This is a genomic window from Flavobacterium gillisiae, assembly GCF_900107635.1.
In the GTDB taxonomy this organism is placed as follows: Bacteria; Bacteroidota; Bacteroidia; order Flavobacteriales; family Flavobacteriaceae; genus Flavobacterium; species Flavobacterium gillisiae.
The window spans coordinates 278,906-303,370 of sequence record NZ_FNRD01000001.1 but is presented as its reverse complement, the minus strand read 5'-3'; the positions used below and the strand labels follow the sequence as shown (position 1 = coordinate 303,370).

The following is a 24,465-nucleotide window of genomic DNA, read 5'->3' as shown; positions in this document are numbered from 1 at the left end:
TTTTATTTATAATTGTACTTTTAATTTTTTACGATTTTATGGGTTTTCAATAACAAACCACTTGAATTAGAAACGTGAAGCAGGTAAATTCCGGACGACAATCCCTCAACCTCATAGCTAACATTACTCTCTTTCTGAGTCACAATGAACTCCATTACTTTTTTTCCAGTAATATCATACAAGTCTACATTTAGTTGTGATTCAAATACTGCATTTAAAAATAGATGCAGCGTGGACTGCACAGGATTTGGATAAGCAATAATATCTAACGGATATTCAAACATATCTTTTTTTCTAACCACCTTACTTTTACTAAAATACGTCTGATGAAATCCTTGAGATATAATTTGGCTCTTTTGCATGACGGTTTCAACAACGTTTTCGCCAAGGGTCCATTCAAGCGAAATAAAACTTGTCGAGTCATAACCTCCTTGTGAAGCTATTATGCTTGACTCCAATTTTTGGGAAAAAACAAACGTGGACATTAAACAAAAAACAATTGCAACTACAGTATTTCTCATAATTATATGGTTTTAAAAAGCATAATTAATGCAATAAGTAGGTAGTAATCTTGATGTATTTAATGATTTTTTTAAAGAACAAAAAACCTATTCTACATCTAAAGGGGATGGACAATCTACCACAATATATTAGTAAACAGCGAACTAATCGACAAACTGATTCTAAAAATCGTTAAAGTGCATGTTAAATTAGTACGACTTGTAGTATTAATGAAATATTAAAGCTAAAACTTGATTTGTCTATAAATATTCAGAGAATCAAGAAACCTATACAGGAGTAAGTCAATTACCATTTTTAAAAAGTATTTCAAAAATAAATCCAACCAATTATAATTGGGGTAAATTGCCACAAGAATAGTTCCGCAAAACACTTGTATATATTTTAATTCATCAACAATCCTTTATATAATAAAGACGTATAAAATAAAAACCCACAAGATTCAAATTAGTTTGAAATCTTGTGGGTTTTTTCTATAAATAGGAATTGTAATTACCTAATTAGCAAACTTCAACGGTACATGCACCACTTTCTTCGTCTCAAAGAATTCATTTTCGAAAAAATCAGCTAAATCGTATTGTGTTGCTTTTGGAAAGTCTTTTAACTCTTCTGTTAAATCGCCTCCTTTTAGATAAAGAATACCATTTTTCAGCTCATGCTTGCTTTTCTTCTTTACTTTATCTTTTATCCAAGACACAAAATCAGGCATATTAGTCACCGCGCGACTTACAATAAAATCAAAATCACCTTTCACTAATTCCGCTCGTAATTGCTCTGCCTTAACATTTTCAAGTCCTAATCCATCAACTACCGCCTGAACTACTTTGATTTTTTTGGCTATAATATCGATCAAATGAAAACGCGTTTCTGGAAAAAGAATCGCTAATGGAATTCCAGGAAATCCACCACCAGTTCCCACATCAAGAACATAAGTACCTGGTACAAAATCTATAATTTTTGCAATCCCCAACGAATGCAAAATATGCTTTGTATATAAAGCGTCAATATCTTTTCTCGAAATAACATTTATTTTTTCATTCCAGTCGTGGTATAAAAAGTCTAATTTTTCGAATTGCTCCTTTTGGATATCGGTTAAATTAGGAAAATACTTAAGAATCTCGTCCATCGTTCAAATTTTTTAACAAAAGTACAGTTTTTAACTCTGAAATATTTAACTCAATTTGGCATAGTTAAAATTTATAATAATTATCTTTACAACTTATTACATTATTCTATGACCAAAACACCTCCTACATTTGCAAAGCAAGATAAATTAAAGTTCTTTAGAACTCTTAACTCACGGGTAAACAATTACTTCAAGGAAAATAACATCAAAAAAACGGGGAACTGGAAACTCCATTTGAAAACTATTATTCTTATAACCGTATTTCTTGCGCCTTACTTTTTAATTCTAACTCTTGATATGCCTTTCTGGGCTCATCTTTTGTTGACAATAGTTATGGGTATAGGTATGGCTGGAGTAGGAATGAATGTAATGCATGATGGAAATCATGGTTCGTATTCTAACAAAAACTGGGTAAATAAATTCATGGGAGGCACGATATACATTCTTGCCGGAAATGTTCACAACTGGCAGGTACAACATAATGTATTGCACCACACTTACACCAATATCCCTGGTCATGATGAAGATCTAGACGCCGGCCGAATCATCCGATTTACAAAAGATGCAAAATGGCATTCTTTTCATCGCTTTCAACAATATTACTCTGTATTTTTATATGGTTTATTAACTTTCAATTGGGCTATCACAACCGATTTTAAGCAAATGAGAACCTACCTAAAAAGAAAATTATCCTACGGTGAAGCGAAGAGCCCAAAAACACTTTGGACAACTTTGATTATCACTAAAGTAATTTACGTTTCTATTTGGATCGTATTACCAATAGTTATTGGTATCGCTTGGTGGAAAGTATTAATCGGTTTCTTTATCATGCACTACACTGCAGGATTGATTCTGAGTATCGTATTTCAATTGGCACACGTTGTCGAAGAAACAGAGAACCCTTCTCCAAACGAATTAGGAGAAATGGGCAACACCTGGGCAATTCACCAATTATTTACCACGACTAATTTTGCTCCAAAAAACAAAATAGTAAACTGGTACACCGGTGGTTTGAATCACCAAATCGAACATCATATTTTTCCAAATATCAGCCATATACATTATGGTAATATTGCGAAAATCGTTAAGGAAACGGCAGCTGAATGTAATTTGCCTTATTACGAATACAAAACAATGCGAAGCGCCGTTATTGCTCATTTTAAACATTTGAAAGAATTAGGAATGAAACCGGCAATGTAAGAACACAGTTACAATGCATCAACACATAAACAACTAAATAATTAACCTCCCTTATTTTTTATTACAAATTAGGGCAATCAACACTTTTTTAATGAATCATTTACTTTCAGACAGAATCAACAACCTTGCTACTTCACAAACATTAGCAATGGCAGCTTTGGCTAGAGAACTAAAAGCACAAGGGAAAGACATTATCAGCTTAAGTTTAGGAGAACCTGATTTCAATACTCCTGACTTTATCAAAGAAGCGGCTAAAAAAGCGATCGATGAAAATTACAGCACCTATTCTCCAGTAGATGGATATGTTGAATTAAAAGAAGCTATTTGCAGAAAATTCAAAAGAGATAATGATTTAGATTACAAACCATCACAAATTGTAGTTTCTACAGGAGCAAAACAATCTTTATACAACATCGCACAAGTAATGTTAAACGATGGTGACGAAGTGATTTTACCAGCTCCTTACTGGGTTTCTTATTTCGAAATCGTAAAACTTTCAGGTGGAGTTCCAGTTGAAGTTCCTACTTCTATTGACACTGATTTTAAAATCACGCCAGCACAATTAGAAGCAGCGATCACACCAAAAACAAAAATGATGTGGTTCAGTTCTCCTTGTAATCCAAGTGGTTCTGTTTACAATAGAGAAGAACTAACAGCATTAGCTAAAGTATTAGAAAAATATCCTAACATAATTGTGGTTGCAGATGAAATCTACGAGCACATCAACTTTTCAGGGACTTTTTGCAGTATCGCATCTATCCCAGGAATGTTAGAAAAAACAGTTACCGTAAACGGAGTTGCAAAAGCATTTGCAATGACAGGGTGGAGAATTGGTTACATCGGAGCACCCGAATTTATCGCTAAAGCGTGTACAAAAATCCAAGGTCAAGTAACTTCTGGTGCAAATAGTATTGCGCAACGTGCTACTATCACCGCCGTAGATGCTGACCCATCAGTATTAAACGAAATGGTTCAAGCTTTCCACAGTCGTAGAGATTTAGTAGTAGGATTAATCAAAGAAATTCCAGGAATGAAAATCAACGTTCCAGAAGGTGCATTTTATGTATTTCCTGACGTATCTTCTTTCTTCGGAAAAACGCTAAGAGGAACCTTAATTAAAGACGCTAACGATTTCTCAATGTATCTTTTAGGCGAAGCAAATGTAGCAACCGTAACTGGTGACGCTTTTGGAAATCCAAATTGCATCCGTTTCTCTTACGCAACTAGCGAAGACATCTTGAAAGAAGCTTTAAAAAGAATAAAAGAAGCGGTGGCTTAATTAACACATCCTTTCCATTTTTTAAAATAGTTTAAGGTTCAGAGTTTCATAACTTTGAATTTTAAACTATTTTTGTTTTAGGGCGTGACCACAAGGGTCGGGCTATACGTTGCAATCTTTTATTCATTCCGCTAGCGCTACATGATAAAAGGATTTCCACTACCATCCCTCACGCAAAAAACATCACATACATACAATCATATGTACGGACAGGTCATCTCTTGTCCCTACGAAAAACATAACAAATGAAAATACTCTTACTAGGCTCAGGCGAATTAGGAAAAGAATTTACAATTGCTGCACAACGCATTGGGCAAACCATAATTGCGGTAGACAGTTATGAAAATGCTCCGGCTATGCAAGTCGCTCACGGTTTTGAAGTGATCAACATGCTTGATGGAGAAGCTTTAGATAGCATTGTAGCCAAGCATAATCCTGATTTTATCGTTCCAGAAATAGAAGCCATCCGCACCGAACGTTTTTATGATTATGAAAAACAAGGCATTACTGTCGTTCCCTCTGCAAAAGCAGCAAACTTTACAATGAACAGAAAAGCAATCCGTGATTTAGCCGCCAAAGAATTGGGATTAAAAACGGCCGCTTATCGTTACGCCACCACTGCCGAGGAATTACGAAAAGGAGTCGAAGCTGTGGGAATGCCTTGCGTCGTAAAACCATTAATGAGTTCGTCCGGAAAAGGACAATCAACCATACAAACAGCAGCCGATATCGAAAAAGCATGGAACTACGCTGTAGAAGGATCAAGAGGTGATGTAGTAGAAGTAATTGTAGAAGCCTTTGTCAAATTCAATTCGGAAATCACGTTATTGACCGTTGTTCAAAATAACAATCCTACTTTATTTTGTGCACCTATTGGTCACCGACAAGAGCGAGGTGACTATCAAGAAAGCTGGCAACCTGCGAGAATTTCAGACAAGGACTTATACGAAGCACAAGACATGGCCGAAAAAGTTACCGAAGCACTTGGTGGCGCTGGCCTTTTTGGAGTCGAATTTTTCCTTGCTGATGATGGTGTTTATTTCTCAGAACTCTCCCCTCGCCCACATGATACCGGAATGGTAACTTTGGCAGGAACACAAAACTTCAACGAATTCGAATTGCATTTACGCGCAATTTTAAGCTTGCCTATATTCGAAATAACATTGGAAAAATCGGGCGCCAGTGCTGTAGTTTTAGCTTCCGAAAACAGCATCAACCCAAGCTATACCGGATTAGAAAAAATCGCCGCTTTACCCAAAACCGACTTCAGGATATTCGGAAAACCAACTTCAAGGCCGTATAGAAGAATGGCAATTGCCTTAACAAACGACACTTTAGAAACGCCTATCGAAGAAATTGTAGAAAGAGCCAAAGAAGCGGCTAAATTAATAAACGTTCATTCGTAATTATTATTTAGAATCCCGAAACGTTTTCGGAGTCATTCCAGTATTTTTTTTAAACAGTCGCACAAAATAAGAGTAATCATCATAGCCTAATTCTGTTGCGACTTCGTTTACCGAAATATTTTTGTTAATCAACATCCGTTTAGCTTCCAGAATAACTCGGTGAATAATAACTTCGGTTGTGGTCTTTTTTAAAATCTCATTACATATTCTATTCAGATGTTTCAGTGTAATATTGAGCTGCGAAGCATAAAAAGAAGCCGCTTTTTCCGCTTTAAAATTAAGTTCTAAAAACTGTTCAAAGCTTTTGACTTTCACATTATAAGAATGCGCTTCATGAACATAAGTTTCAATATACTTTCTAGCGAGTTCAATATGAATACAATCTAACAGGTTCATGATTTTATCCTGCTTCAACATATTATTTGCCTGATTCTCTTCAATCAAACTATTGAAAAAAGGTAAAATTGCTTTTGTTTCAACGTCATCTAACACAATCTCAGGACTATTAGTCACCGAAGAATAAAAGGGATACTGGTCAATTGATTTTTGTCCAAAATAGAGATTGTACATTTCATAGGAATAGAAAACCACAAATCCTTCAATATCATCTGACAAGTTCCAATGGTGTATTTGTCCCGGCTGCAAAACAAAAACACTTCCCGGCTCGATATTAAAGCGGTCAAAATCGACTTCATGTGTTCCCGACCCTTTGGTAAAGAAAACCAAAACATAAAAATTATGTCGGTGTGGTTCTTCTACAAAACTATGACTGACTAAATGATTACTGAACGTGTTAATATACAAATCACTATTTACTGAATTGCAATTAAATCGTTGTATATCATAAATAGGATACTTTTTCATAAGTAAGATAATGTCTTTATTGTGCTATAACAAGCGAATATATAAAATACCTGTCACGTTAATATCAAATACCTTTGACAAAAATTACAAAATGTCAAACTCACTCGTTCACATCCTAAATAATGATTGCCCAAACTGTCTTAAAGGCAAGGTATTTAAAGAAAAAAGCATCTTTTTTAAATTCAGTTTTCCAAAAATGAATGAATATTGTCCTAACTGCAATTTTAAATTTGAGAAAGAACCGGGTTACTTTTTTGGTGCTATGTACGTCAATTATGGATTATCTGTAGCACAAGGAATTGCGACTTATCTTATCGCACATTTTTTCTTTGAACAAACTTTTGACTTACGAATGATCCCAATCATTATGGCCGTAATGCTAGCGCTATCTCCTTTCAATATTAGGTTGTCAAGACTACTATGGATCTATATGTTTAAGAATTATTCCAATTAAAAAGTATGTCGTGAGTTGAAAAAAAATAACTATCTTGTCGTTATCAAATTTTAAAAAATGAGAAAACACATAACAGCGCTATTCCTATTTTCAATCTTGCTCGTCAATGCACAAGATAAAAAAGAACAATCAAAATCTCAAATAGTAGAGGCTGCTTGTGGACAATGCCAGTTTGAAATGGAAGGATACGGCTGCGAATTAGCTGTTCGTATTGACGGGAAACCTTATTTTGTTGACGGCACTTCCATTGATTCCCATGGTGATGCACATGCCAATGACGGTTTTTGTGCAGCTATTAGAAAAGCAGCAGTTGTAGGTGAAATAAAAAACAATCGTTTTGTAGTTTCATCATTCAAACTACTTCCTGAAGAAAAGGAAACAGAGCAAAAATAGTGTCACTACTCATTCAAAATATTAGTAAACACATTTCACTTACTCCAGAAGAGCAACTATTGTTTCTATCTAAAACTGAAACGCATACTTTTAAAGCTAAAACTATTTTATTGAATTCTGGGCAAATTTGCAAACATTCCTATTTTGTGAATTCGGGGATTCTGAGAAGTTTCAATATCAATGATAATATAGTCGAACATATTTTAACTTTCGCCTGCGAAGGTTGGTGGATTGGCGACATGTACAGCTTAATTTCGCAAAAACCAGGTAATCTATTTATCGAAGTTTTAGAAGATGCCGAAATCGTTATGCTTTCGAAAGAAAACCAAGATTTTCTATACGCTGAAATTCCTAAACTGGAACGCTTTTTCAGAATCCTGACCGAAAACTCCTTGGTGGCCAACCAAGAACGCCTCATGGATAATCTAAGTTTATCAGCAGAAGAACGCTTTGAAAAATTTCGCAGAAAATATCCTACGTTACTTCAAAAAGTACCTCAAAAACAGATTGCCTCTTACATTGGTGTTACACCGGAATTTTTCAGCAAGATGAAATCGAAGTTACTCAGGAAGTAGTAATCAGTTTGAATTAGTGATCAGAATTGTCTCAACGATCAAAAAACCCGAAATAAATTACGGTTTTAAAAATATGCACCAAACGAAACTGAATACTTAAAACTGAACACCGAACACTTTTTTTCTTAACCTAAATTAAGTGCCCTCTCCATTCAATGGTTGTAAATTTGTATTATAATAATCACTAAATTTATTTCATCATGGAAAATACAGTTTTACATAAAGCAGATACAAGAGGACACGCAGATCACGGATGGTTGAATGCGTATCATAGTTTTAGTTTTGGAAGTTGGTACAATGCAGACCGAGTGCAGTTTGGAGCCTTACGCGTTTTGAATGACGATACGATAGCTGCAGGAATGGGTTTTGGTACACATCCACATGATAACATGGAAATTATCACCATTCCGCTTGAAGGAGATTTGGCTCACAAAGACAGTATGGGAAATACAGAAATTATCAAAAATGGTGACGTACAAGTCATGAGTGCTGGAACTGGAGTAAAGCACAGCGAATTCAATCCAAACGAAGACCAAAGAACGAAATTGTTGCAAATTTGGGTTTTCCCAAATAAAAGAAACGTAGAACCGAGATACCAACAAATTTCTTTGAACCCAGAAGAAAGAAAAAACAAACTCCAACAAATTCTTTCGCCAAATGCAGAAGATGAAGGCGTTTGGATTCATCAGGATGCTTGGTTTCATTTGGGTAAATTTGACAAAGGAGTGACAGCCGCTTACGATATAAAAAAAGAAGGTAATGGTGTTTATGCATTTATACTTTCTGGGAAATTAACGATTAACGGACAAGAATTAGAAACTAGAGACGGCTTCGGAATTTGGGATGTTACTGCTCTGGATATTGAAGTAACTTCAGATGCTGAGTTCTTATTAATGGAAATCCCAATGCAACTCTAATAATAAACATATTATGGCAGAAGTAATACAATTAGAACACAATGATAAAAAGGGTTCGTTTTATATAAAAGTCGATGATAAAATCGAAGCAAAAATGACATTTGTCTTTGCTGGTACAACTCAAATTATCATTGACCACACTGAAGTAAATCCGGGGAACAACGGCAAAGGTTTTGGCAAGAAAATGATCCTGAAAGCAGTTGAATTTGCCCGAGAAAACGGAATTACAATTCTGCCCTTATGTCCATTTGCGAAGAACGTTTTTGACAAAACCCCTGAATTCAGAGACGTTTTGTAATCTAGCCCGAAAGGCCTAATTTTAAAAATTAAAGTATGGAAAATGTATTAGAAAAAGATATTACTGGACACATCGGTATTCAAAAGTATTTGTGCACTATCACTTGGAGAAACGGCCAACTTATTATGGACGAACCTGAGAGTATTGATGGAAAAGACCTTGGCCCAGATCCTTTTTCTACACTCCTAGCCTCTTTGGCCGCATGTACGTTATCGACTTTGAGAATGTATATTGATCGAAAAGGATGGGATATTCCTGAAATAAATATTTCTTTGAATTTTTACCAAGAAAGCGATCCTGAACTCACTACAACAATTTCGAGATCAATTAGTTTTCCAACAGAAATTGAAGACGACATTAAGAAGCGATTATTAATTATTGCCGAAAAATGTCCGGTGTCGAAACTATTAAAAAACAATATTGTAATTAACACAACGCTATAATTATGGACGCTAAAGACATTAAAAAGGAATATACCAATGGTGAAGTTACCGTGGTATGGCAATCTGCCAAATGCATTCATTCAGGAAACTGTGTTCGCAACAATCCTGATGTGTTCCAACCCAAAGAAAAGCCTTGGATAAAAATTGAGGCCTCTTCGACGGAGAAAATTATAGATACCGTAAATAAATGCCCTTCAGGAGCATTAACCTATTTTAAAAATAAATAAAAATGAAAAAAATTATCGCTTTTGGTGCTTCATCTAGTAAAGACTCTATCAATAAACAATTAGCTACTTATGCTTCCGGACAATTTGAAAATGCGTCAGTAGAAGTTTTAGACTTGAATGATTATGAAATGCCAATTTTCTCAACCGACAAAGAAACAGCAACTGGAATTCCAGCGTTAGCAACTGATTTTTATGCTAAATTGGGAACTGCAGACTTACTTGTGATCTCTTTTGCTGAACATAACGGTGCCTATTCTACTGCTTTTAAAAATATATTTGACTGGACTTCGAGAATTCACGCTAAAACATTCCAAGAAAAACAAACCCTCATATTAGCCACATCACCAGGGCCAAGAGGAGGAAGTTCTGTTTTAGAAATTGCAAAAAATCGTTTTCCTTTTCAAGGTGCTGTAATCAAAGGAAGTTTCTCGTTACCGAGCTTCAATGAAAATTTTGATGCTAAAAATGGAATCATTAATACCGATTTAAACAATCAGTTGCTAGAAATCATCAATTCCATCGAATTGTAATTTACAACCACATACCTAGGATTTACTCCTATTTTATAGACAAAAGCGTTGTTATAAGCACAACGCTTTTTTTGTTTATTGAAAACCCTACTGTTTCTCTCTAGCCCTGATGGAAGTGAAAATCCTTTTTATCCTGAATTTATTTCAGGACAAAAAGATTGTAGCGCACAGCAGGACAATTGTTGATTAGAAGAACAAAAGTTGCTGCTCCTAAAAAAAATAGTATTTTTGCAGACGGTTTTATTTCAATCATCAGATAAACTTGAAACCTTAAACTTTAAACAACTTTTTATGAAAGCATATGTATTTCCAGGTCAAGGCGCGCAATTCACAGGAATGGGTAAAGACTTATACGAAAGCTCTGCATTAGCAAAGGACTTATTTGAAAAAGCAAACGAAATATTAGGTTTCCGAATCACAGACATTATGTTTGAAGGTACGGCGGAAGAATTAAAAGAAACTAAAGTAACGCAACCAGCGGTATTTTTACATTCAGTGATTTTAGCTAAAACTTTAGGTGATGATTTCAAACCAGAAATGGTAGCGGGACATTCATTAGGAGAATTTTCGGCATTAGTTGCTAATGGTGCTTTATCGTTTGAAGACGGATTGAAATTAGTTTCGCAACGTGCTCTTGCAATGCAAAAAGCATGTGAAATAACACCTTCAACAATGGCGGCCGTTTTAGGACTTGCTGACACTATTGTAGAAGAAGTTTGTGCTTCGATCGACGGTGTTGTTGTGGCTGCAAACTACAACTGCCCAGGACAATTAGTTATTTCAGGAGAAACAACGGCTGTTGAAGCAGCTTGTGTTGCGATGAAAGAAGCGGGTGCAAAACGCGCTTTGTTATTACCGGTAGGTGGTGCATTCCACTCCCCAATGATGGAACCGGCAAGAGAAGAACTAGCTGCAGCGATTGAAGCGACTACTTTCTCTACTCCTATTTGCCCAGTATATCAAAATGTAACGGCGACTGCAGTTTCGTCTCCAGAAGAGATTAAGAAAAACCTAATCATCCAATTGACAGCTCCAGTAAAATGGACACAATCTGTACAGCAAATGATTGCTGATGGTGCCACTTTGTTTACTGAAGTTGGCCCAGGAAAAGTATTGGCCGGATTAATTGGAAAAATAGATAAAGAAGCAGCTACGGCGAATGCGTAATTAGTATTCAGTCGCAGTTTTTACTATTCAGTTTCAAACATAAAAATAATCCTCACAACAAAAATTTGTGGGGATTTTTCATTTATCTTTATACAAGGAATAAATACATTCCGATCATTAATTAATAAAAATACAGAAACATGAAAAAAACACTTTTAGGATTAGCAGTTGTTGCAACTTTAACATTGGTTTCTTGTAAGCAGGAAACTAAAGATCAAGTAGGTGAAGCTACTGATGCAATAGGCACAGAAATGGGTGACGCTGTAGACACAGCAGCCGTTAAAGTTGATGCGGCCTTAGATTCTACTAAGGTTAAAATTAGCAACACGATGAAAGAAGGTGCTGAAAAAATGGATGCGAAAGCAGATAAAATGAAAGAAGACGCTGAAAAATAATCCACAAAAAAATGGCTGCCAATTGGCAGCCATTTTTATATCCTTAACTTCTTATTTTTTGTTCCCACTTCCAGGCGCTCGCCATAGCTTCTTCAAGTGTAGATTGTGCTTTCCAGCCTAGAACCGTATTGGCTTTATCTGTATTCGCATAAGCCGAAGTAATATCTCCTTCTCTGCGGGCTACAGTTTTATAAGGTAATTTTTGTCCGCTTACTTTTTCGAAAGCTTTGATGACTTCTAATACTGAACTTCCTGTTCCTGTGCCTAAGTTGAAGGTTTCTACTTTAGTGACATTCTTTTTATTTAACAATCTTTGTAAAGCGATGACATGGGCTTTCGCCAAATCTACAACGTGAATATAATCCCGTACTGCTGTTCCGTCAGGCGTAGGATAATCGTCTCCATAAACTGAAAGTTCTTTTCGCAATCCAAAACCAGTTTGCGTAATAAACGGCACCAAGTTTTGAGGTACACCAATAGGCAATTCACCAATTTCAGCTGAAGGATGTGCTCCTATCGGGTTGAAATAACGCAATAATATTGCATTAATATTAGATACTTTAGCAACATCAGTGATGATTTCCTCTCCTATTTGTTTGGTATTTCCATAAGGAGACATTGCAGTTTGAATCGATGCGTCTTCATTAATCGGCATTATTTCAGCTTGACCATAAACGGTACAAGACGAACTGAAAATAAAGTTAGCTTCGTTCATTTTCTGCAATCCTTGCAGCACATAAACCAATGCATTGATGTTGTTTTCATAATACAACAACGGATTCTCGACGCTTTCACCTACCGCTTTTGAAGCTGCAAAATGGATTACGCCTGAAATATCATGGTGTCTTTTGAAAAAATCCTGTACTTTATTCTTGTCCCGTAAATCCAGTTTTTCGAATGCCGGAATTTTTCCTGTAATGGCATCGATACCGTCTAATACTTTTAATGAGGTATTAGAAAGATCATCCACAATTATCACATCAAAGCCTTCGTTTTGCAATTCGACAACGGTGTGAGATCCTATAAAACCTAAACCTCCTGTTACTAGTATTTTCATTTTAATTCTTTATTATTCGGACTCGTTTTTATAGCCCTGATTGAAACGGCATCCTTTTTATCCTGAACTTGTTTCAAGATTTTGAAACAAGTTCAGGATAAAAAGATATAGTGGAAAGCAGGAAATAGCTCCTGAAAAAATTATTTAAAAAACTCTAAAACGCTATCCGTTATGAATTTTATTTGTTCATCATCTAGTTCCGTATGCATAGGAAGCGAAATCACCTCTTTTACCAATTGATTTGTTACTGGGAAGTCTTCTTCTTTATATCTTGAATCTAAATATGCTTTTTGTGAGTGCAATGGAATTGGGTAATAAATCGCACATGGAATATCTTTGCTTAACAGATGTTTCATCAAACCATCTCGGTCTCCATCTACAATACGTAAGGTATATTGATGAAAGACATGGCAGTCGCAGATGTCACAAATAGTTGGCGCGATGATGTTTTTATGTCCTTCAAATGCAGCGGAATATTTACGTGCTGCATCCTGTCTGGCTTTGCCATATTGATCCAATAAAGGTAATTTAGCGTTCAAAACTGCTGCTTGAATACTATCTAAACGAGAATTTACTCCTACCACATCATGATGGTAGCGCTCATACATTCCGTGATTTACAATTCCGCGAAGTTTGTGAGCCAATGCATCATCATTAGTAAAAATGGCTCCACCGTCTCCATAACAGCCTAAATTTTTAGAAGGAAAAAAGGAAGTTGACGCCACATGACCAATGGTTCCTGCTTTCTTCTTGGTTCCATCAGAAAATTTACAATTAGCTCCAATGGCTTGCGCATTATCTTCGATTACGTATAGGTTATGCTCTTTGGCAATTGCCATAATAGCTTCCATATTAGCCGCACGACCAAATAAGTGAACAGGAACTATTGCTTTTGTTTTTGGCGTAATGGCCTTTTTAATTGCATCGATAGAAATATTCATATTGTACAGATCTACATCGACCAAAACGGGAGTCAATTGCAATAAAGCAATTACCTCAACTGTTGCAGCAAAAGTAAAATCAGCAGTAATTACTTCGTCACCGGGTTTTAAATCTAATCCCATCATCGCAATTTGCAAGGCATCTGTTCCGTTTGCACAAGGAATTACATGCTTAACATCTAGATACTCTTCTAAAGATTTTTGGAATTGGTGAACCTGTGGCCCATTAATATAGGTATTTGTATCTAAAACCTCTTGGATAGAAATGTTTACGGTTTCTTTTATTTTTTCGTATTGACTTTTTAGGTCAACCATTTGGATTTTTTTCATTTATATTTAATTTAAACCAATTAACCTACTTGTTCAAAAAAGATACAAAACACGCAAAAGAGGCAGATTGCTGTTTTACGATTCAGTTGTAGCGCTTTTAAAAATCGAAGTAATTTTTTTAGACTTTATTAAAACTCTTACTTGCAAAAATATGAATTTAAGCACTAAGATTTAAATGATAAACAAAAGAAACTGTATTTTAGCGAAATAAAAATTCCGGTATGCATTTTCTTTATAACATAGTAATTCAAATTACTGGTTCATTACTCAACTTCATTGCGCTGTTCAATTCAAAAATCAAGCTTTTTGTCGATGGTCGAAAAATTGTTTTCCCCACTTTAGAACAAAAAATAAAGCCTTCAGATAAAACGATTTGGTTTCATGCCGCCTCATTAGGGGAATACGAGCAAGGTTTACCGGTAATAGAAAAAATCAAAGAAAAATATCCGCTGCACAAAATCGTCATTACATTCTTTTCTCCTTCAGGGTATGAAGTCCGTAAAAACAACACAGTTGCAGACGTTACAGTGTATTTACCGTTAGACTCCAAAAAAAATGCACAACGATTCCTTGATCTCGTTCACCCAGACATGGTGTTTTTCATCAAATATGAATATTGGCTGAATTATTTAAATGAATTGAAAAAACTAAACACAGCTACCTATTTAATCTCTGGAATTTTCAGAGAAGAACAAATGTTCTTTAAATGGTACGGAGGCTTTTACAGAAAAGCATTAGATACTTTCAGCTACTTTTTTGTACAAAATGAAGGCTCCAAAAAATTACTACAGCAGTTAGGAAAAACTAATGTAGCTTTTTCAGGTGACACTCGATTTGACCGCGTTGCCGCAATTTTGGAGAAAGACAATGATTTAGATTATATTTCACAATTCAAAAACAATACACTAACCATAGTAGTAGGCAGCTCTTGGCCGAAAGACGAAGCCCTATTGTTGGATTTTATAAATTCCAATACACTGAATGTAAAATTCATAATCGCTCCTCACAACATAAAAGCGGACCAAATTGAACAGCTAAAAAACAGCATCACAAAAAAAACAGTGTTATTCTCCGAAATGCAGGAGAAAAACCTAGCTGATTTTGATGTCTTTATCATCGACACTGTTGGTATTCTTACTAAAATTTATAGTTATGCTGACATCGCATTTGTAGGTGGTGGTTTCGGGAATCCTGGAGTCCACAACTTACTGGAGCCAGCTACTTTTGGAGTTCCAATAATAATAGGACCGAATTATTCTCATTTTGCAGAAGCAACCGCTTTAGTCAACATGGGAGGATGCATCTCCATTTCTAACGAAACAGAATTAATCGCCGCTTTTAAAGATTTAATTATAGACGATAGCTTCCGAAGTGAAAAAGGTCATATCTGTAGTTCTTTTGTTCAAATGAATAAAGGGGCGACAAATATAATCATGAAGAACATTGCGAAATAGCGTTCAGATTGAGCTCCTATTCCTGATTTAAAACAGCGGATAGTTCTTTGTAATTACAGAAAATGAGTCCCTAATTTATCTCAAAGATAATTTGGGACAACCATCATCAAAATATCATTTTCAAAAAAAGGGAAACCAACCGTTAAAATACCTAGACTGACTTACCCGTATTTCCTTCTATAAAACCCTAATTTATTTACCCTCAATTAATTAAAAAACCTAGCGCTTCTATTTCCGAAAAAGAGCCTCTTTTATCATCACAAAAAACAGATCCTTACTAAATTAATGGCAGCCATCAAAACATTCTCCTCTACAGTCCTCATCAATAGGGACTGTGGCTGTAAAAACGAGCAAATAAAAAAAAACAAAAATATTTTAAAAAAAAAACAAAAAAAAAAATTACATATCAAATATTTTATATCTTTGCGTCGAATTAATAATTAACCTTTATATTAAATTAAGATGAAAAAAGTATTTTTAAGTTTAGCTGTTGTTGCTGTTTTAACTGTTGTATCTTGTAAAAAATCTGACGCTGCTGCTGAAGAAACTATGGCTGCTGACACTACTGTTGTAGCTGTTGATACTGTAGCTGTTGATACTGCTGCTGTAGCTGTTGATTCTGCTGCTGTTGAAGCACCTGCTGCTGAGTAATTTTAAATTACATCACAAAATTAAAGCCATCCGCGTAAGCGAGATGGCTTTTTTTATTTGTAGCAATCCCTAAAGGAAAAGGGTCTCTGAAATAATTATTTCAGAGACCCTTTTCCTTTAAAACTATTAAAAACAACTTGCGTCAATCTTCAAAAACAAAATTATTATTCGAGAAATCTAATATCTCCGAGCTTGGACCATATTTCGTTATTTCAAGGATCCCTTTTTGAACCATCAACTCCGTACTATACTTTCTACTAGTAGCAACTACCTCATTTTCGATTACTACCCTAAAGAAAAACTTCCCCTTAGTGGTCTTAAACTTTACATAAGAACAACTCTCTAAAACGGAACGAATATGTTCTGCCGCAGACTCACAATCCATCCGCAGCTCATACGCGTTACTCGTAAAAATTGTCTTCCCTTTTCTGGAAGTAAATTCAAACTTATAATCACCACTAAATCTTTTACTAATTACAAAAGTCGCCATAAATAATTATTGAAATAAATCAGATCATTAAAGACAAAGGCTAAACTAGCTTTTACAATAACAACCTATGTACAAAAAACCAACCCCCTAAAAGTACAATCTTACACTAACATCTTCCTAAAAAGGTTTCGATTTTAAACAAAAAAAAAGCTCCAAACATAGTTTGAAGCTTTCTTAGTACTCAGAGCGGGACTTGAACCCGCACGAACATTGCTGTTCACTGGATTTTAAGTTTTGCAAACTCGCTTTTAAGCACTTTTAAAAAACATAACTAATTGTTTTCTAACCTCTTATTTTTTCAGGAAGTTTAAGAACTCGTCCGCTGTAGGTTCGTTTGCAGGGACGTATTAAAATGTATAAGACTCTTTTACATAAGCTTCAAAAATCTCTCCTTCTTTATATTTTGCGTTTTTACCGCCTATAAACAATGCCAAAGGACTTAACAATACAGCCGTTGCCACTACAACACCAGTGCTGCTTTTTACGGCCTTAGTAACGTCGCTTGTAAGTTTTATAACCTTTCCATCAGGTAAATAAAGGTAATCGATACTAAAAGCCAGTTTACCACGTTTGGCAAGCATTCCGCTTTTGGCAGCTTCGGTAACAGTTCCGGTTACTTTTAATCCTTCTTTTATAACCACTCGATCACCAAGGATAAAATCGCCACTTGTGGTAAAATCGATTTTTTGTCCTTTGCTTAAATTTTTACCGTTCAAGTCTTCAGACAAAGCCACTTTTAAGACCGTTCCCTCTGACAAAGTCATTGTTGAAGCAGTTGACGTAGCGGTTGCCGAAACGGCAGCGGTTTCTGATTGTGCAAAACTGGACAAACCTGCTAACAGAATAGCACTAAAAATAATTTTTTTCATTTTGTTGTATTTTAAGTTAATTTATAATTAACACGAAAATACACATTTTGTTGTAACTTATTTCATTTAATTAAACAATTGTCATTATAGCTCTATGCTGTTTTACTCCTGTCATCGCCCTGCAACCTCAATTCTAGTGCATTTATTATTTTATCCTTGTCTTCTAGCGACTTTTCCAGTAGTTCTACATATCTAGGACTTATTACATAAGGATCAGGTTTGTTTTCCTCAGTGTATAATAAGTTGCCGCCTTTTGTTGCGTATGGCTTTCCTGCTGATAAATCTGTATTGACAAAATCATCTATACTTATAGTATAGTGCAAACAAATTCTTTGAATCGTTTCTATTTTCGGGTTCGCACTTCCTCTCACATAAGTCCCTACAACCCCTTTATTCAAATCAAAGTACTGTCCGAACTCATCTTGTTTTAAATTATTTTTGTCGCATAAGTGCTTGATATTTAAACCTATAAAGTTTTTCATCTAAATTTTATTAGTTTTCATCTTAATAATATTAGGTTATCTTGATTTTCTTTAGTTTCTTTGTTGTAGAAATATAACGAAAAACAATTTCTAAAACACAATATCATGGCAAAATCTGAAAACACAATTAATCGTACCGAAAAAATAAAAGCGGAATACAAGGAACTTCGAGTAGACAGAATTAAGAGTAGAAATGAAGTTGAAGCAATTTTAGCTAAAAAATACAACCGCTCTACTTATACAATTAGAGAAATCGTTTCAAGGCCAGATTACCCAACGAAAAAACCTACTAAAAATTAGTTAACCTAAAACCGTGCCAGTTATGAAAACATTAACAGAGAATACTGATTTACTGATAAGAATCGTACTTGTGTTGGGATTTATTCTAGCGGTGGCGCTAATTATCGAAATGAAGTATATCGATAGAAAATTAGATAAACTAAAGGAAGAAGAAATTAAAAGAAAAAACAATAATAAAGGCCCCCTTCTCACCATTAAACCAAAATAAAAAAGCGGGCAACCACGCCCGCTTCCACCATTAAACCAACCTTGCGGTTAGTATAATTTGTCAGGAACCACCCCAACACTACAAATATAAAAAAAAATGTCTACAACAATTGCTAATTCAGTACTAAATATAATTTCCACTTTCTCCCCGGAAGAGCTGGAAGCGTTTAGTGCGGCATTCAACAAGCTAAAAAAGCCAGTTGCAAATAGTAGGCCAAAAAACATAAAACCAATAACAGTACTTCCCACGCTCGACTATTGCATGAACGTGATTAGAGCTAAATACAGCATCCAAGTGCAAGGCAAACTTGCATAATTCCCTAGAAGTTCCGTCATGTGATCTATTCATGTGGCGGTACTGAAAGGTTAACCAAGCCAATGCAAAGGCAAACACGTTCTTACCCCGAATTATTGAATAACGATTATCTACTAATTCCACGCACCCCAAGACCTTTGCATTTTTTAACCATTAAACCAACCCAATGGCAATAAAACAATTAATTGATGAAATAGACAATTTCTCAACTGCAATTGAAATAATAGAAGTTTTAGTGTTAGAAAACGCACAGGAAGTGTTAAAACCTACGCTAAACTACTTGAAAGAGCAAAAAAAGCTAACTGCAAGAAAACTTTCAACCGCTAAAATGAATATCGAAGTACAATATGAAGAAGTAAATAGACTTTCAAATCATTAACCACCATTAAACCCACCGAATTATGCAAAATTCAAAAACAATCCAAGTAGAAGAAATTGAAAACACTCCTTTTTTAGGCTTTATCGAAAGAGTAAGAGTAGCGTACCAGTTTATTAAAGCACCAAAAGCCATTGTAATAATGGGAAACCAAATAGAAAACTTCAACCACTCCCCGGAAGAAGTTAGAGCCATTTGCAAAGACGTTCACGACAGCCTTGAAGGAATTGAGGAACAAAAAGAGCAAGAAGCACATGAGGAACTGCTAGAGCGTTCATCTGATAAATTAATTTATAACTAAGATCATGAATATAGCCGAACTGATAGACCAGGTAGAACTAGAAATAAGCCCTATTCTAGATATTGTACAAATAGAAGTTTCTTTTACGAAAACGCAAAAAAAAAGATTCTCTAATAATATATTAGAAAATCCAAACCAATTAAATGTTTCAATTGTAATCTTTTACGACACCTACTTTAACAACTTCACCACCTCTTTTTATAATCATAATCCGCTGCCGAAAACAGTTAAAGAAATAGTCACGGCAATTAAAGAAGAGATGAAAGAACAAAACGTTCCTTTCAAAAAACCCGAAAGAAAAAGACCTTTAAACGGAATCGAACAAGTAGAAGTTTTATAAATTGCTCACCACCATTAAACCAAAAAATTATGCACTTAAATTCAGAAATTCAAAAAGCAGTAGATAAAGTTGTTTCAGAAAAAGTTCCTGAAATGGTAGAAAAACATATCGAAACTATGATTAATTCAGTAGTGAAAGATATTTTTTGTTCCTATGGGGACACTTCAAAGGAGCTGAAAAAGAGAATTGAGGAAACCTTAAAAGTCAACCTACAAGAGTTCGATTTAATTGATTACAATGCATTAGTAGCTAAAACAATTAACGACAACTTACTGCAACAGGTCAATTTACAGCCCATACTAGAACTAACACAAAACATCGTTGGTTTCGTAAATAAAAAAGAAATTAGACTTCAAGAAATTGCCGATATGTTTATTGAAGCAAGCCAAGAAAAAAACGATCAATCAGGAGAAGGCAACATTACTTTCATAGTAAATGAAAACCGCGAACACAACTGGGTCGAAATATACGCAGACATTGATCCTGATATAGAAGAGTATAAATGTGCTATTAAGTTTATTTTCAGCACTAAAGGAGACAGAAAAGGTGGTATTTTTACTTTTAAAACTAAAGACGACCATTGGGACTCCACACAAAAACCAGTATCTCCATCAAGGTTAGTTTCTATGCGCAATATAGAAGCTAAAATTTTTAGACTTTACTCAGCACAAGTAAAAATCACAGATTTTGACTATACACCAAGCAACTACTGGGATAGATATTAAAGCTCACCACCATTAAACCAACCACAATGCAACCACACAACAGTCAACCACAAAGCTTAGGAAGCTTGTTTTCTGCTAATATATTTGGGAATCACGCTAACGTATCCGCTAGCGTGAAGCCCATCAGGAAACCAAAGAACACACCCGCTACAAGAACAGAGAAAGTAACCTTTACATCACTTGTCGAAGACGTACAGCCTGTTATGGCCGTGCATCCTTATATCAATTCAACAGCCTTTGCAGCCACAATGGACAATTACCGCCTGTACATAGCAAAGTACAACGAAATGGTAGAAGAAATCAATATCGAGATAGAAAAAGAAAACGCTGCTGTTCGCACTTTTATAGCTACTGGAAAAATGAACGAGGTGCAAAAACAATTCTCTAAAATTTTCCTGCTTCGAAACAAAAACAAAGAAACTAAAGAATACAACGAACTCGTAGCAGAGTTTAACAAAGACAGAGGGAACGTTCTCGAGAAAAGAAAACACCTTACGGTAAAGTACGCTAGCGAAATCGTTTTTCAGCAAATGATCTACCTCTATTCTATCCAGTTGCAAAAAACTAGCAACGAATACTTAAAATTAGGCGTTACCGAAACCAGCCCAGTACGCCAAATGGAAGTAAACGCACACCACATCACTAATTTAAAACGCAATGAGGTACATTCTATTAATGTTTGTAGAGCTACAATACGCAACCACAGGAAACGATTAGAAGAAGCGGGAGTGTTTGTTGATTATCTTTTTAGAGGGCATAAAACAGGCTTAAAAATGCACGTATCGAGCCAAATTTTAGTTGTTTTTGATGCAAAAACACAACTTTTGACCTCGACTGATAATCAAGCCGTTACCTCCCAAAGGCGTAAAGAAGTTACAGATAATAATGAAGATACTAGAACTATTAAAAGTAATATTAATAAAAGAGAAAACGGACAAGCCGATTTTCCATTAAAAGGAACGGCTACGCCTGATTTTTCATTTGTTTTTTACAAGAGCATCCAAGTGCAAAGTAGCGAACCCCAAACACCAGGGGGGGGCGAAAATGTTAAAGTTTCAAAAACTTTGTCCGAAAAATTAGAAACTAGCGTGCTGCACAATCAAAACTTTGCCGAAAAACTGGCTAATGGCGATTACAACGGCTACAAGCGCATCGATAAACGCATTTTATACAAAGAAGCTACTTACGGAACCATGGGCCGTGAGGAATTTAAAACCTTGATCGTTCAGGAATTTTTTAAGAACGCTGCCAAATTGTACCGAGGAAAAACACCTTTCGTAGGATCATGGAAAAAAGCGATCAATACCTACATGGAAAAACTGTTTACAGTAAACAACGGCAACGTACACTTGTACAAAAAGGAATTAATGGTTGACAAACTGGACGAAATGATATGGAGATTGAACAACGCTCAAAAATGGTTCTTAAAAACAGGCATCAACCCGCTATATCCATCTGATTATTTTGATTTTACACGTACTGAGAAAAAGGAAATTGGTTTTGAATACACAAAATTAGCCTACAAAAACCACCTGAAATACATTGAAGACAAACCAAAATTAGCTAAAGCGGTAGTTAAAAAGTCTACAATTAGAAAAACAGGCATCAATCACGCTAAAAAATTCGACATGAAAGTGAATGCATTCTTTAAAAATCGCATTGAATTACCTGAACTGATCGAATATGTAGACAAAAACCTCCCTGAAAACTATCTACAAAAATTATCAGACACCTTACTGAAAGTATCAACTAAATACACTTGCTAGCCATGAATAAATACATCAAAGCCCTTACAATTTTAGTGTTCGTCTTTATAATTTTCTCTTTTTATGAATGGAAAATCAACCCAGGAGACTGGCACACAGGATCGAGAATAGGAGCTACAATAATGTTTGCTCTACTCGGTATAGCAGAACTTCAGGAAGAAACTAAAAATTAATAATAACCCACAAACACCATTAAACCATGTACTTACAATTAATCACTTACATCGCTTATTTTTTCGCTATCCTGTTCATCGCTTTTCTGTTTTATGCCTTAGAATGGGCCATGCTAAAAAGGTTATGGCAAAATGCCCAAATCAAAGCAAAAAACAACCAGGACAAGAAAGAATTTATAAAAAAGCAAGAAGAAAAAGGATTAAAACCATTCGCATTTAACAATGGCAATACCGTGATCTATGCTAGAACAGGCAATCAGGCCTTACTGGATTACAAGCAACTGCAAGCAGAGACAAAAATCGTGCGTAAAAAACTAAAAAAAGCCTAGCCATGCCATTCTATCAAACCGGAACTTCTAAACTCAAAATGGTGGCGTTAATGCCACCAAATGAGAAAAATATAACTTGGTACTCCCCCATTCAAGAGAACAAGAAACACAGCAACACTATCATGAACGGAATGCTTACCCGATTTGTAAACGGTCAAGAAGCAGCTAAAAGAGTTGTTGTCTATCAATTTTATGAAAACGGAGCATTAATACATGAAATAAAACGCCCATAACCATGAAAGTAGAACTAAAAATAACAGCAGATCAAGTCCTTTACTTACAAAAAAAACTACAAGAAGTAGCCGTAATTCATCCAAGGGAATTTGTAAGACTTTCGCATAGTAAAAAAATAGAAAATAGTTTACTCTTAGACTGTTTTGACAAAATAAGCTCAAAAGCAGACAGCATAAGCAGGAAACCCACCATTTTTGACCATAAAAAAAAGTATTCTATTTCCTTTAAATACCATGAAGCGGCAATTTTAGGAACCCTATGCTGCAGCTTGAAGCAACTAGAACCAAAAGACCATCACAACTACAGTTTAGCCAATTCTCTTTTTTTACTAATTGATAAAAAAACACAGTAATGAGAAACATACATAATTCAGTACAAAAAGCAAGAAAACGACATCATGATGATGGTTATGAAAAGTTCCTAAAAGATTGGATTGAAGGAGGTTTTTATTTACCAAAAGGACAAAAAGTTTCATTTGCACATTACAGGCAAATTGCAACTTACCTAAAAAAAGAAAATCCATATATAATTGAAAAAGGCGAAGAGTATATAAGACAATTCAACACAGATGGTTCAGATTCATGGACTTTTAGCATGAATAAAAAAATGTATGACATCGCTAATTATTATTATTTATTTGATATTAACTAAAATGAAAATAGAAAAATCACCCAACCACAAAAGTTTCTTTGTAAAAAATAAAGTCGTTTACGAAAAAAGGAATAACACACCCACTCGCAAAATAAGAACTTTAGATTTCCACTATCCGGACAAAGAGTTTCTAACAGAGGAACACGTTACCTATTTGAATAAACATTATGAGTATCACAATCAAATCACGCAAAAACAACCACCACAAATCACACAAACAGACTTATTCATGTAATAATCACGCTGTTTACGTTAACGTATACAAAAAAACACGTTAACGAGACACGCTAGCGTAACACCATTAAACCAAACACACAAATGTTCCAAATCATTAAAAAAAAGCTATCACAACTATTGGACGCTATAATAAAGACATCAAAAAATTGTCCTAGAGAAACCAAGTGGTAAACTAAAACCACCTTTCACCATTAAAAAATCTACATTTCAACATACAATGATAAAAAACAGTACATATATAAGAGGTTTCACTCCCGCACAACGCAAACAACTGGAAGCGGTTGCAGCACAAGAAAAAATAAAAACCGTTCCTGAAATATTCTTTTTTGCACTTGACAACTATTTAGAACAACAAAAAGAGATTGATCGCCTTAAAAGGATCATCCAGTACAAACAAAACAAAATAGAACGACTAGAGAACCACCATTAAACCAAAATCAATT

37 protein-coding genes are annotated in these 24,465 nt (G+C 35.1%); 29 read left to right on the top strand and 8 right to left on the bottom strand.

Translation table 11 applies throughout. The features are described from left to right. Window positions 1–20 precede the first annotated feature (20 nt). Both BLV35_RS01440 and rsmG read right to left on the bottom strand, forming a co-directional pair. Window positions 21–458 carry a T9SS type A sorting domain-containing protein gene (locus BLV35_RS01440; protein ID WP_176980544.1) on the bottom strand — a complete coding sequence of 146 codons (438 nt, stop codon included), beginning with the start codon at window positions 456–458 and terminating at the stop codon, window positions 21–23. 557 nt (window positions 459–1,015) lie between these two features. Then, window positions 1,016–1,645 (bottom strand): 16S rRNA (guanine(527)-N(7))-methyltransferase RsmG, encoded by a 630-nt coding sequence (gene rsmG / locus BLV35_RS01435; protein ID WP_091083699.1) that lies wholly within the window; start codon window positions 1,643–1,645, stop codon window positions 1,016–1,018. A gap of 108 nt (window positions 1,646–1,753) precedes the next feature. Here rsmG and BLV35_RS01430 point away from each other — a divergent pair, with 108 nt between their 5' ends. The 3 genes from BLV35_RS01430 (at window position 1,754) to purT (ending at window position 5,530) form a co-directional block, all read left to right on the top strand. Further along, a complete protein-coding gene (locus tag BLV35_RS01430) occupies window positions 1,754–2,845 on the top strand; it encodes a fatty acid desaturase family protein (protein ID WP_091083695.1) in 1,092 nt (363 codons plus the stop codon). A 91-nt stretch (window positions 2,846–2,936) separates the two neighbouring features. Next, window positions 2,937–4,124, top strand: coding sequence for a pyridoxal phosphate-dependent aminotransferase (locus BLV35_RS01425; protein ID WP_091083692.1), 1,188 nt, complete (start codon window positions 2,937–2,939; stop codon window positions 4,122–4,124). Between the two features lie 245 nt (window positions 4,125–4,369). After that, the gene (purT, locus tag BLV35_RS01420; RefSeq protein WP_091083689.1) at window positions 4,370–5,530 is read left to right on the top strand and encodes a formate-dependent phosphoribosylglycinamide formyltransferase; all 1,161 of its coding nucleotides are present in this window, start codon (window positions 4,370–4,372) and stop codon (window positions 5,528–5,530) included. Between the two features lie 3 nt (window positions 5,531–5,533). Here purT and BLV35_RS01415 read toward each other — a convergent pair whose 3' ends face one another. Continuing rightward, entirely contained in the window at window positions 5,534–6,394 is an 861-nt protein-coding gene (locus tag BLV35_RS01415; RefSeq protein WP_091083686.1) for an AraC family transcriptional regulator, read from the bottom strand. A gap of 91 nt (window positions 6,395–6,485) precedes the next feature. On the opposite strand from BLV35_RS01415, the gene BLV35_RS01410 reads away from it, so the two are divergent. The 10 genes from BLV35_RS01410 (at window position 6,486) to BLV35_RS01365 (ending at window position 11,793) form a co-directional block, all read left to right on the top strand. Beyond that, complete coding sequence (locus BLV35_RS01410) at window positions 6,486–6,848, top strand: DUF983 domain-containing protein (protein ID WP_091083682.1); 363 nt, start codon at window positions 6,486–6,488, stop codon at window positions 6,846–6,848. Window positions 6,849–6,905: 57 nt separating this feature from the next. Then, window positions 6,906–7,241: a DUF6370 family protein gene (locus BLV35_RS01405; RefSeq protein ID WP_091083678.1), complete on the top strand. Its 336-nt coding sequence runs from the start codon at window positions 6,906–6,908 to the stop codon at window positions 7,239–7,241. Further along, the gene (locus BLV35_RS01400; RefSeq protein ID WP_091083675.1) at window positions 7,241–7,816 is read left to right on the top strand and encodes a Crp/Fnr family transcriptional regulator; all 576 of its coding nucleotides are present in this window, start codon (window positions 7,241–7,243) and stop codon (window positions 7,814–7,816) included. The genes BLV35_RS01405 and BLV35_RS01400 overlap by 1 nt, the downstream gene beginning before the upstream one ends. A gap of 200 nt (window positions 7,817–8,016) precedes the next feature. Beyond that, window positions 8,017–8,733, top strand: a complete 717-nt coding sequence (locus tag BLV35_RS01395; protein WP_091083673.1) for a pirin family protein — start codon at window positions 8,017–8,019, stop codon at window positions 8,731–8,733. Window positions 8,734–8,746: 13 nt separating this feature from the next. After that, entirely contained in the window at window positions 8,747–9,031 is a 285-nt protein-coding gene (locus BLV35_RS01390; protein ID WP_091083670.1) for a GNAT family N-acetyltransferase, read from the top strand. 35 nt (window positions 9,032–9,066) lie between these two features. Continuing rightward, complete coding sequence (locus BLV35_RS01385; protein WP_091083668.1) at window positions 9,067–9,474, top strand: OsmC family protein; 408 nt, start codon at window positions 9,067–9,069, stop codon at window positions 9,472–9,474. A 2-nt stretch (window positions 9,475–9,476) separates the two neighbouring features. Then, window positions 9,477–9,701, top strand: coding sequence for a (4Fe-4S)-binding protein (locus BLV35_RS01380; RefSeq protein ID WP_091083665.1), 225 nt, complete (start codon window positions 9,477–9,479; stop codon window positions 9,699–9,701). Window positions 9,702–9,703: 2 nt separating this feature from the next. Further along, window positions 9,704–10,231, top strand: a complete 528-nt coding sequence (locus tag BLV35_RS01375) for an NADPH-dependent FMN reductase (protein WP_091083662.1) — start codon at window positions 9,704–9,706, stop codon at window positions 10,229–10,231. 291 nt (window positions 10,232–10,522) lie between these two features. Then, entirely contained in the window at window positions 10,523–11,398 is an 876-nt protein-coding gene (gene fabD, locus BLV35_RS01370; RefSeq protein WP_091083658.1) for an ACP S-malonyltransferase, read from the top strand. Between the two features lie 140 nt (window positions 11,399–11,538). Further along, window positions 11,539–11,793 carry a hypothetical protein gene (locus tag BLV35_RS01365; RefSeq protein ID WP_091083655.1) on the top strand — a complete coding sequence of 85 codons (255 nt, stop codon included), beginning with the start codon at window positions 11,539–11,541 and terminating at the stop codon, window positions 11,791–11,793. 43 nt (window positions 11,794–11,836) lie between these two features. Here the strand turns inward: BLV35_RS01365 and galE are convergent, their stop codons facing one another. Both galE and BLV35_RS01355 read right to left on the bottom strand, forming a co-directional pair. After that, complete coding sequence (gene galE, locus BLV35_RS01360) at window positions 11,837–12,850, bottom strand: UDP-glucose 4-epimerase GalE (RefSeq protein ID WP_091083651.1); 1,014 nt, start codon at window positions 12,848–12,850, stop codon at window positions 11,837–11,839. 140 nt (window positions 12,851–12,990) lie between these two features. Further along, a complete protein-coding gene (locus BLV35_RS01355; protein WP_091083647.1) occupies window positions 12,991–14,121 on the bottom strand; it encodes a DegT/DnrJ/EryC1/StrS family aminotransferase in 1,131 nt (376 codons plus the stop codon). A 221-nt stretch (window positions 14,122–14,342) separates the two neighbouring features. Between BLV35_RS01355 and BLV35_RS01350 the strand changes: the two genes are divergently transcribed. Further along, window positions 14,343–15,575, top strand: a complete 1,233-nt coding sequence (locus BLV35_RS01350; protein ID WP_091083643.1) for a 3-deoxy-D-manno-octulosonic acid transferase — start codon at window positions 14,343–14,345, stop codon at window positions 15,573–15,575. Between the two features lie 462 nt (window positions 15,576–16,037). Next, a complete protein-coding gene (locus tag BLV35_RS01345; protein WP_091083640.1) occupies window positions 16,038–16,226 on the top strand; it encodes a hypothetical protein in 189 nt (62 codons plus the stop codon). A 142-nt stretch (window positions 16,227–16,368) separates the two neighbouring features. Here the strand turns inward: BLV35_RS01345 and BLV35_RS01340 are convergent, their stop codons facing one another. The 3 genes from BLV35_RS01340 to BLV35_RS01330 form a co-directional block, all read right to left on the bottom strand. Then, window positions 16,369–16,716 carry a YegP family protein gene (locus BLV35_RS01340; protein ID WP_091083636.1) on the bottom strand — a complete coding sequence of 116 codons (348 nt, stop codon included), beginning with the start codon at window positions 16,714–16,716 and terminating at the stop codon, window positions 16,369–16,371. 347 nt (window positions 16,717–17,063) lie between these two features. Further along, on the bottom strand, window positions 17,064–17,585 hold the full coding sequence (locus BLV35_RS01335) for a hypothetical protein (protein ID WP_091083632.1): 522 nt from the start codon (window positions 17,583–17,585) through the stop codon (window positions 17,064–17,066). Window positions 17,586–17,677: 92 nt separating this feature from the next. Further along, window positions 17,678–18,067 carry a helix-turn-helix transcriptional regulator gene (locus BLV35_RS01330; RefSeq protein ID WP_091083628.1) on the bottom strand — a complete coding sequence of 130 codons (390 nt, stop codon included), beginning with the start codon at window positions 18,065–18,067 and terminating at the stop codon, window positions 17,678–17,680. A 105-nt stretch (window positions 18,068–18,172) separates the two neighbouring features. Here BLV35_RS01330 and BLV35_RS01325 point away from each other — a divergent pair, with 105 nt between their 5' ends. The 14 genes from BLV35_RS01325 to BLV35_RS01260 all read left to right on the top strand — a co-directional run bounded on the left by BLV35_RS01325 (window position 18,173) and on the right by BLV35_RS01260 (window position 24,452). Next, entirely contained in the window at window positions 18,173–18,367 is a 195-nt protein-coding gene (locus tag BLV35_RS01325) for a hypothetical protein (protein ID WP_091083624.1), read from the top strand. A gap of 22 nt (window positions 18,368–18,389) precedes the next feature. Further along, window positions 18,390–18,575: a hypothetical protein gene (locus BLV35_RS01320; protein ID WP_091083621.1), complete on the top strand. Its 186-nt coding sequence runs from the start codon at window positions 18,390–18,392 to the stop codon at window positions 18,573–18,575. Window positions 18,576–18,671: 96 nt separating this feature from the next. Then, the gene (locus BLV35_RS19115; RefSeq protein ID WP_143031825.1) at window positions 18,672–18,890 is read left to right on the top strand and encodes a hypothetical protein; all 219 of its coding nucleotides are present in this window, start codon (window positions 18,672–18,674) and stop codon (window positions 18,888–18,890) included. 166 nt (window positions 18,891–19,056) lie between these two features. After that, window positions 19,057–19,269: a hypothetical protein gene (locus BLV35_RS01310; protein WP_091083614.1), complete on the top strand. Its 213-nt coding sequence runs from the start codon at window positions 19,057–19,059 to the stop codon at window positions 19,267–19,269. A 22-nt stretch (window positions 19,270–19,291) separates the two neighbouring features. Further along, window positions 19,292–19,567, top strand: coding sequence for a hypothetical protein (locus BLV35_RS01305; RefSeq protein WP_091083611.1), 276 nt, complete (start codon window positions 19,292–19,294; stop codon window positions 19,565–19,567). 4 nt (window positions 19,568–19,571) lie between these two features. Further along, the gene (locus BLV35_RS01300) at window positions 19,572–19,907 is read left to right on the top strand and encodes a hypothetical protein (RefSeq protein ID WP_091083608.1); all 336 of its coding nucleotides are present in this window, start codon (window positions 19,572–19,574) and stop codon (window positions 19,905–19,907) included. A 29-nt stretch (window positions 19,908–19,936) separates the two neighbouring features. Next, window positions 19,937–20,632 (top strand): hypothetical protein, encoded by a 696-nt coding sequence (locus BLV35_RS01295; RefSeq protein ID WP_091083605.1) that lies wholly within the window; start codon window positions 19,937–19,939, stop codon window positions 20,630–20,632. A 26-nt stretch (window positions 20,633–20,658) separates the two neighbouring features. Further along, window positions 20,659–22,398 carry a hypothetical protein gene (locus BLV35_RS01290; protein ID WP_091083604.1) on the top strand — a complete coding sequence of 580 codons (1,740 nt, stop codon included), beginning with the start codon at window positions 20,659–20,661 and terminating at the stop codon, window positions 22,396–22,398. Between the two features lie 2 nt (window positions 22,399–22,400). Further along, entirely contained in the window at window positions 22,401–22,571 is a 171-nt protein-coding gene (locus BLV35_RS19210; protein WP_176980543.1) for a hypothetical protein, read from the top strand. 26 nt (window positions 22,572–22,597) lie between these two features. Beyond that, window positions 22,598–22,900: a hypothetical protein gene (locus BLV35_RS01285; protein WP_091083601.1), complete on the top strand. Its 303-nt coding sequence runs from the start codon at window positions 22,598–22,600 to the stop codon at window positions 22,898–22,900. 2 nt (window positions 22,901–22,902) lie between these two features. Then, entirely contained in the window at window positions 22,903–23,133 is a 231-nt protein-coding gene (locus tag BLV35_RS01280) for a hypothetical protein (RefSeq protein ID WP_091083597.1), read from the top strand. Window positions 23,134–23,135: 2 nt separating this feature from the next. Then, window positions 23,136–23,486: a hypothetical protein gene (locus BLV35_RS01275; protein WP_091083594.1), complete on the top strand. Its 351-nt coding sequence runs from the start codon at window positions 23,136–23,138 to the stop codon at window positions 23,484–23,486. Beyond that, the gene (locus BLV35_RS01270; RefSeq protein WP_091083590.1) at window positions 23,486–23,785 is read left to right on the top strand and encodes a hypothetical protein; all 300 of its coding nucleotides are present in this window, start codon (window positions 23,486–23,488) and stop codon (window positions 23,783–23,785) included. Before BLV35_RS01275 ends, BLV35_RS01270 begins: the two co-directional genes overlap by 1 nt. A gap of 454 nt (window positions 23,786–24,239) precedes the next feature. Then, the gene (locus BLV35_RS01260) at window positions 24,240–24,452 is read left to right on the top strand and encodes a hypothetical protein (protein WP_091083582.1); all 213 of its coding nucleotides are present in this window, start codon (window positions 24,240–24,242) and stop codon (window positions 24,450–24,452) included. Window positions 24,453–24,465: the final 13 nt, after the last annotated feature.

Coding starts and splice junctions, on each gene's coding strand:
- BLV35_RS19210 (WP_176980543.1), top strand. CDS start 22,401: ATGAATAAATACATCAAAGCCCTTACAATTTTAGTGTTCGTCTTTATA.
- BLV35_RS01300 (WP_091083608.1), top strand. CDS start 19,572: ATGAATATAGCCGAACTGATAGACCAGGTAGAACTAGAAATAAGCCCT.
- BLV35_RS01430 (WP_091083695.1), top strand. CDS start 1,754: ATGACCAAAACACCTCCTACATTTGCAAAGCAAGATAAATTAAAGTTC.
- BLV35_RS01415 (WP_091083686.1), bottom strand. CDS start 6,394: ATGAAAAAGTATCCTATTTATGATATACAACGATTTAATTGCAATTCA.
- BLV35_RS01330 (WP_091083628.1), bottom strand. CDS start 18,067: ATGAAAAACTTTATAGGTTTAAATATCAAGCACTTATGCGACAAAAAT.
- BLV35_RS01280 (WP_091083597.1), top strand. CDS start 22,903: ATGCCATTCTATCAAACCGGAACTTCTAAACTCAAAATGGTGGCGTTA.
- BLV35_RS01270 (WP_091083590.1), top strand. CDS start 23,486: ATGAGAAACATACATAATTCAGTACAAAAAGCAAGAAAACGACATCAT.
- BLV35_RS01355 (WP_091083647.1), bottom strand. CDS start 14,121: ATGAAAAAAATCCAAATGGTTGACCTAAAAAGTCAATACGAAAAAATA.
- BLV35_RS01320 (WP_091083621.1), top strand. CDS start 18,390: ATGAAAACATTAACAGAGAATACTGATTTACTGATAAGAATCGTACTT.
- BLV35_RS01340 (WP_091083636.1), bottom strand. CDS start 16,716: ATGGCGACTTTTGTAATTAGTAAAAGATTTAGTGGTGATTATAAGTTT.
- BLV35_RS01405 (WP_091083678.1), top strand. CDS start 6,906: ATGAGAAAACACATAACAGCGCTATTCCTATTTTCAATCTTGCTCGTC.
- BLV35_RS01395 (WP_091083673.1), top strand. CDS start 8,017: ATGGAAAATACAGTTTTACATAAAGCAGATACAAGAGGACACGCAGAT.
- rsmG (WP_091083699.1), bottom strand. CDS start 1,645: ATGGACGAGATTCTTAAGTATTTTCCTAATTTAACCGATATCCAAAAG.
- BLV35_RS01345 (WP_091083640.1), top strand. CDS start 16,038: ATGAAAAAAGTATTTTTAAGTTTAGCTGTTGTTGCTGTTTTAACTGTT.
- BLV35_RS01375 (WP_091083662.1), top strand. CDS start 9,704: ATGAAAAAAATTATCGCTTTTGGTGCTTCATCTAGTAAAGACTCTATC.
- BLV35_RS01325 (WP_091083624.1), top strand. CDS start 18,173: ATGGCAAAATCTGAAAACACAATTAATCGTACCGAAAAAATAAAAGCG.
- purT (WP_091083689.1), top strand. CDS start 4,370: ATGAAAATACTCTTACTAGGCTCAGGCGAATTAGGAAAAGAATTTACA.
- BLV35_RS01380 (WP_091083665.1), top strand. CDS start 9,477: ATGGACGCTAAAGACATTAAAAAGGAATATACCAATGGTGAAGTTACC.
- BLV35_RS01275 (WP_091083594.1), top strand. CDS start 23,136: ATGAAAGTAGAACTAAAAATAACAGCAGATCAAGTCCTTTACTTACAA.
- BLV35_RS19115 (WP_143031825.1), top strand. CDS start 18,672: ATGTCTACAACAATTGCTAATTCAGTACTAAATATAATTTCCACTTTC.
- BLV35_RS01290 (WP_091083604.1), top strand. CDS start 20,659: ATGCAACCACACAACAGTCAACCACAAAGCTTAGGAAGCTTGTTTTCT.
- BLV35_RS01365 (WP_091083655.1), top strand. CDS start 11,539: ATGAAAAAAACACTTTTAGGATTAGCAGTTGTTGCAACTTTAACATTG.
- BLV35_RS01305 (WP_091083611.1), top strand. CDS start 19,292: ATGCAAAATTCAAAAACAATCCAAGTAGAAGAAATTGAAAACACTCCT.
- BLV35_RS01335 (WP_091083632.1), bottom strand. CDS start 17,585: ATGAAAAAAATTATTTTTAGTGCTATTCTGTTAGCAGGTTTGTCCAGT.
- BLV35_RS01385 (WP_091083668.1), top strand. CDS start 9,067: ATGGAAAATGTATTAGAAAAAGATATTACTGGACACATCGGTATTCAA.
- galE (WP_091083651.1), bottom strand. CDS start 12,850: ATGAAAATACTAGTAACAGGAGGTTTAGGTTTTATAGGATCTCACACC.
- BLV35_RS01350 (WP_091083643.1), top strand. CDS start 14,343: ATGCATTTTCTTTATAACATAGTAATTCAAATTACTGGTTCATTACTC.
- BLV35_RS01410 (WP_091083682.1), top strand. CDS start 6,486: ATGTCAAACTCACTCGTTCACATCCTAAATAATGATTGCCCAAACTGT.
- BLV35_RS01390 (WP_091083670.1), top strand. CDS start 8,747: ATGGCAGAAGTAATACAATTAGAACACAATGATAAAAAGGGTTCGTTT.
- BLV35_RS01260 (WP_091083582.1), top strand. CDS start 24,240: ATGATAAAAAACAGTACATATATAAGAGGTTTCACTCCCGCACAACGC.
- BLV35_RS01310 (WP_091083614.1), top strand. CDS start 19,057: ATGGCAATAAAACAATTAATTGATGAAATAGACAATTTCTCAACTGCA.
- BLV35_RS01425 (WP_091083692.1), top strand. CDS start 2,937: ATGAATCATTTACTTTCAGACAGAATCAACAACCTTGCTACTTCACAA.
- BLV35_RS01285 (WP_091083601.1), top strand. CDS start 22,598: ATGTACTTACAATTAATCACTTACATCGCTTATTTTTTCGCTATCCTG.
- BLV35_RS01295 (WP_091083605.1), top strand. CDS start 19,937: ATGCACTTAAATTCAGAAATTCAAAAAGCAGTAGATAAAGTTGTTTCA.
- fabD (WP_091083658.1), top strand. CDS start 10,523: ATGAAAGCATATGTATTTCCAGGTCAAGGCGCGCAATTCACAGGAATG.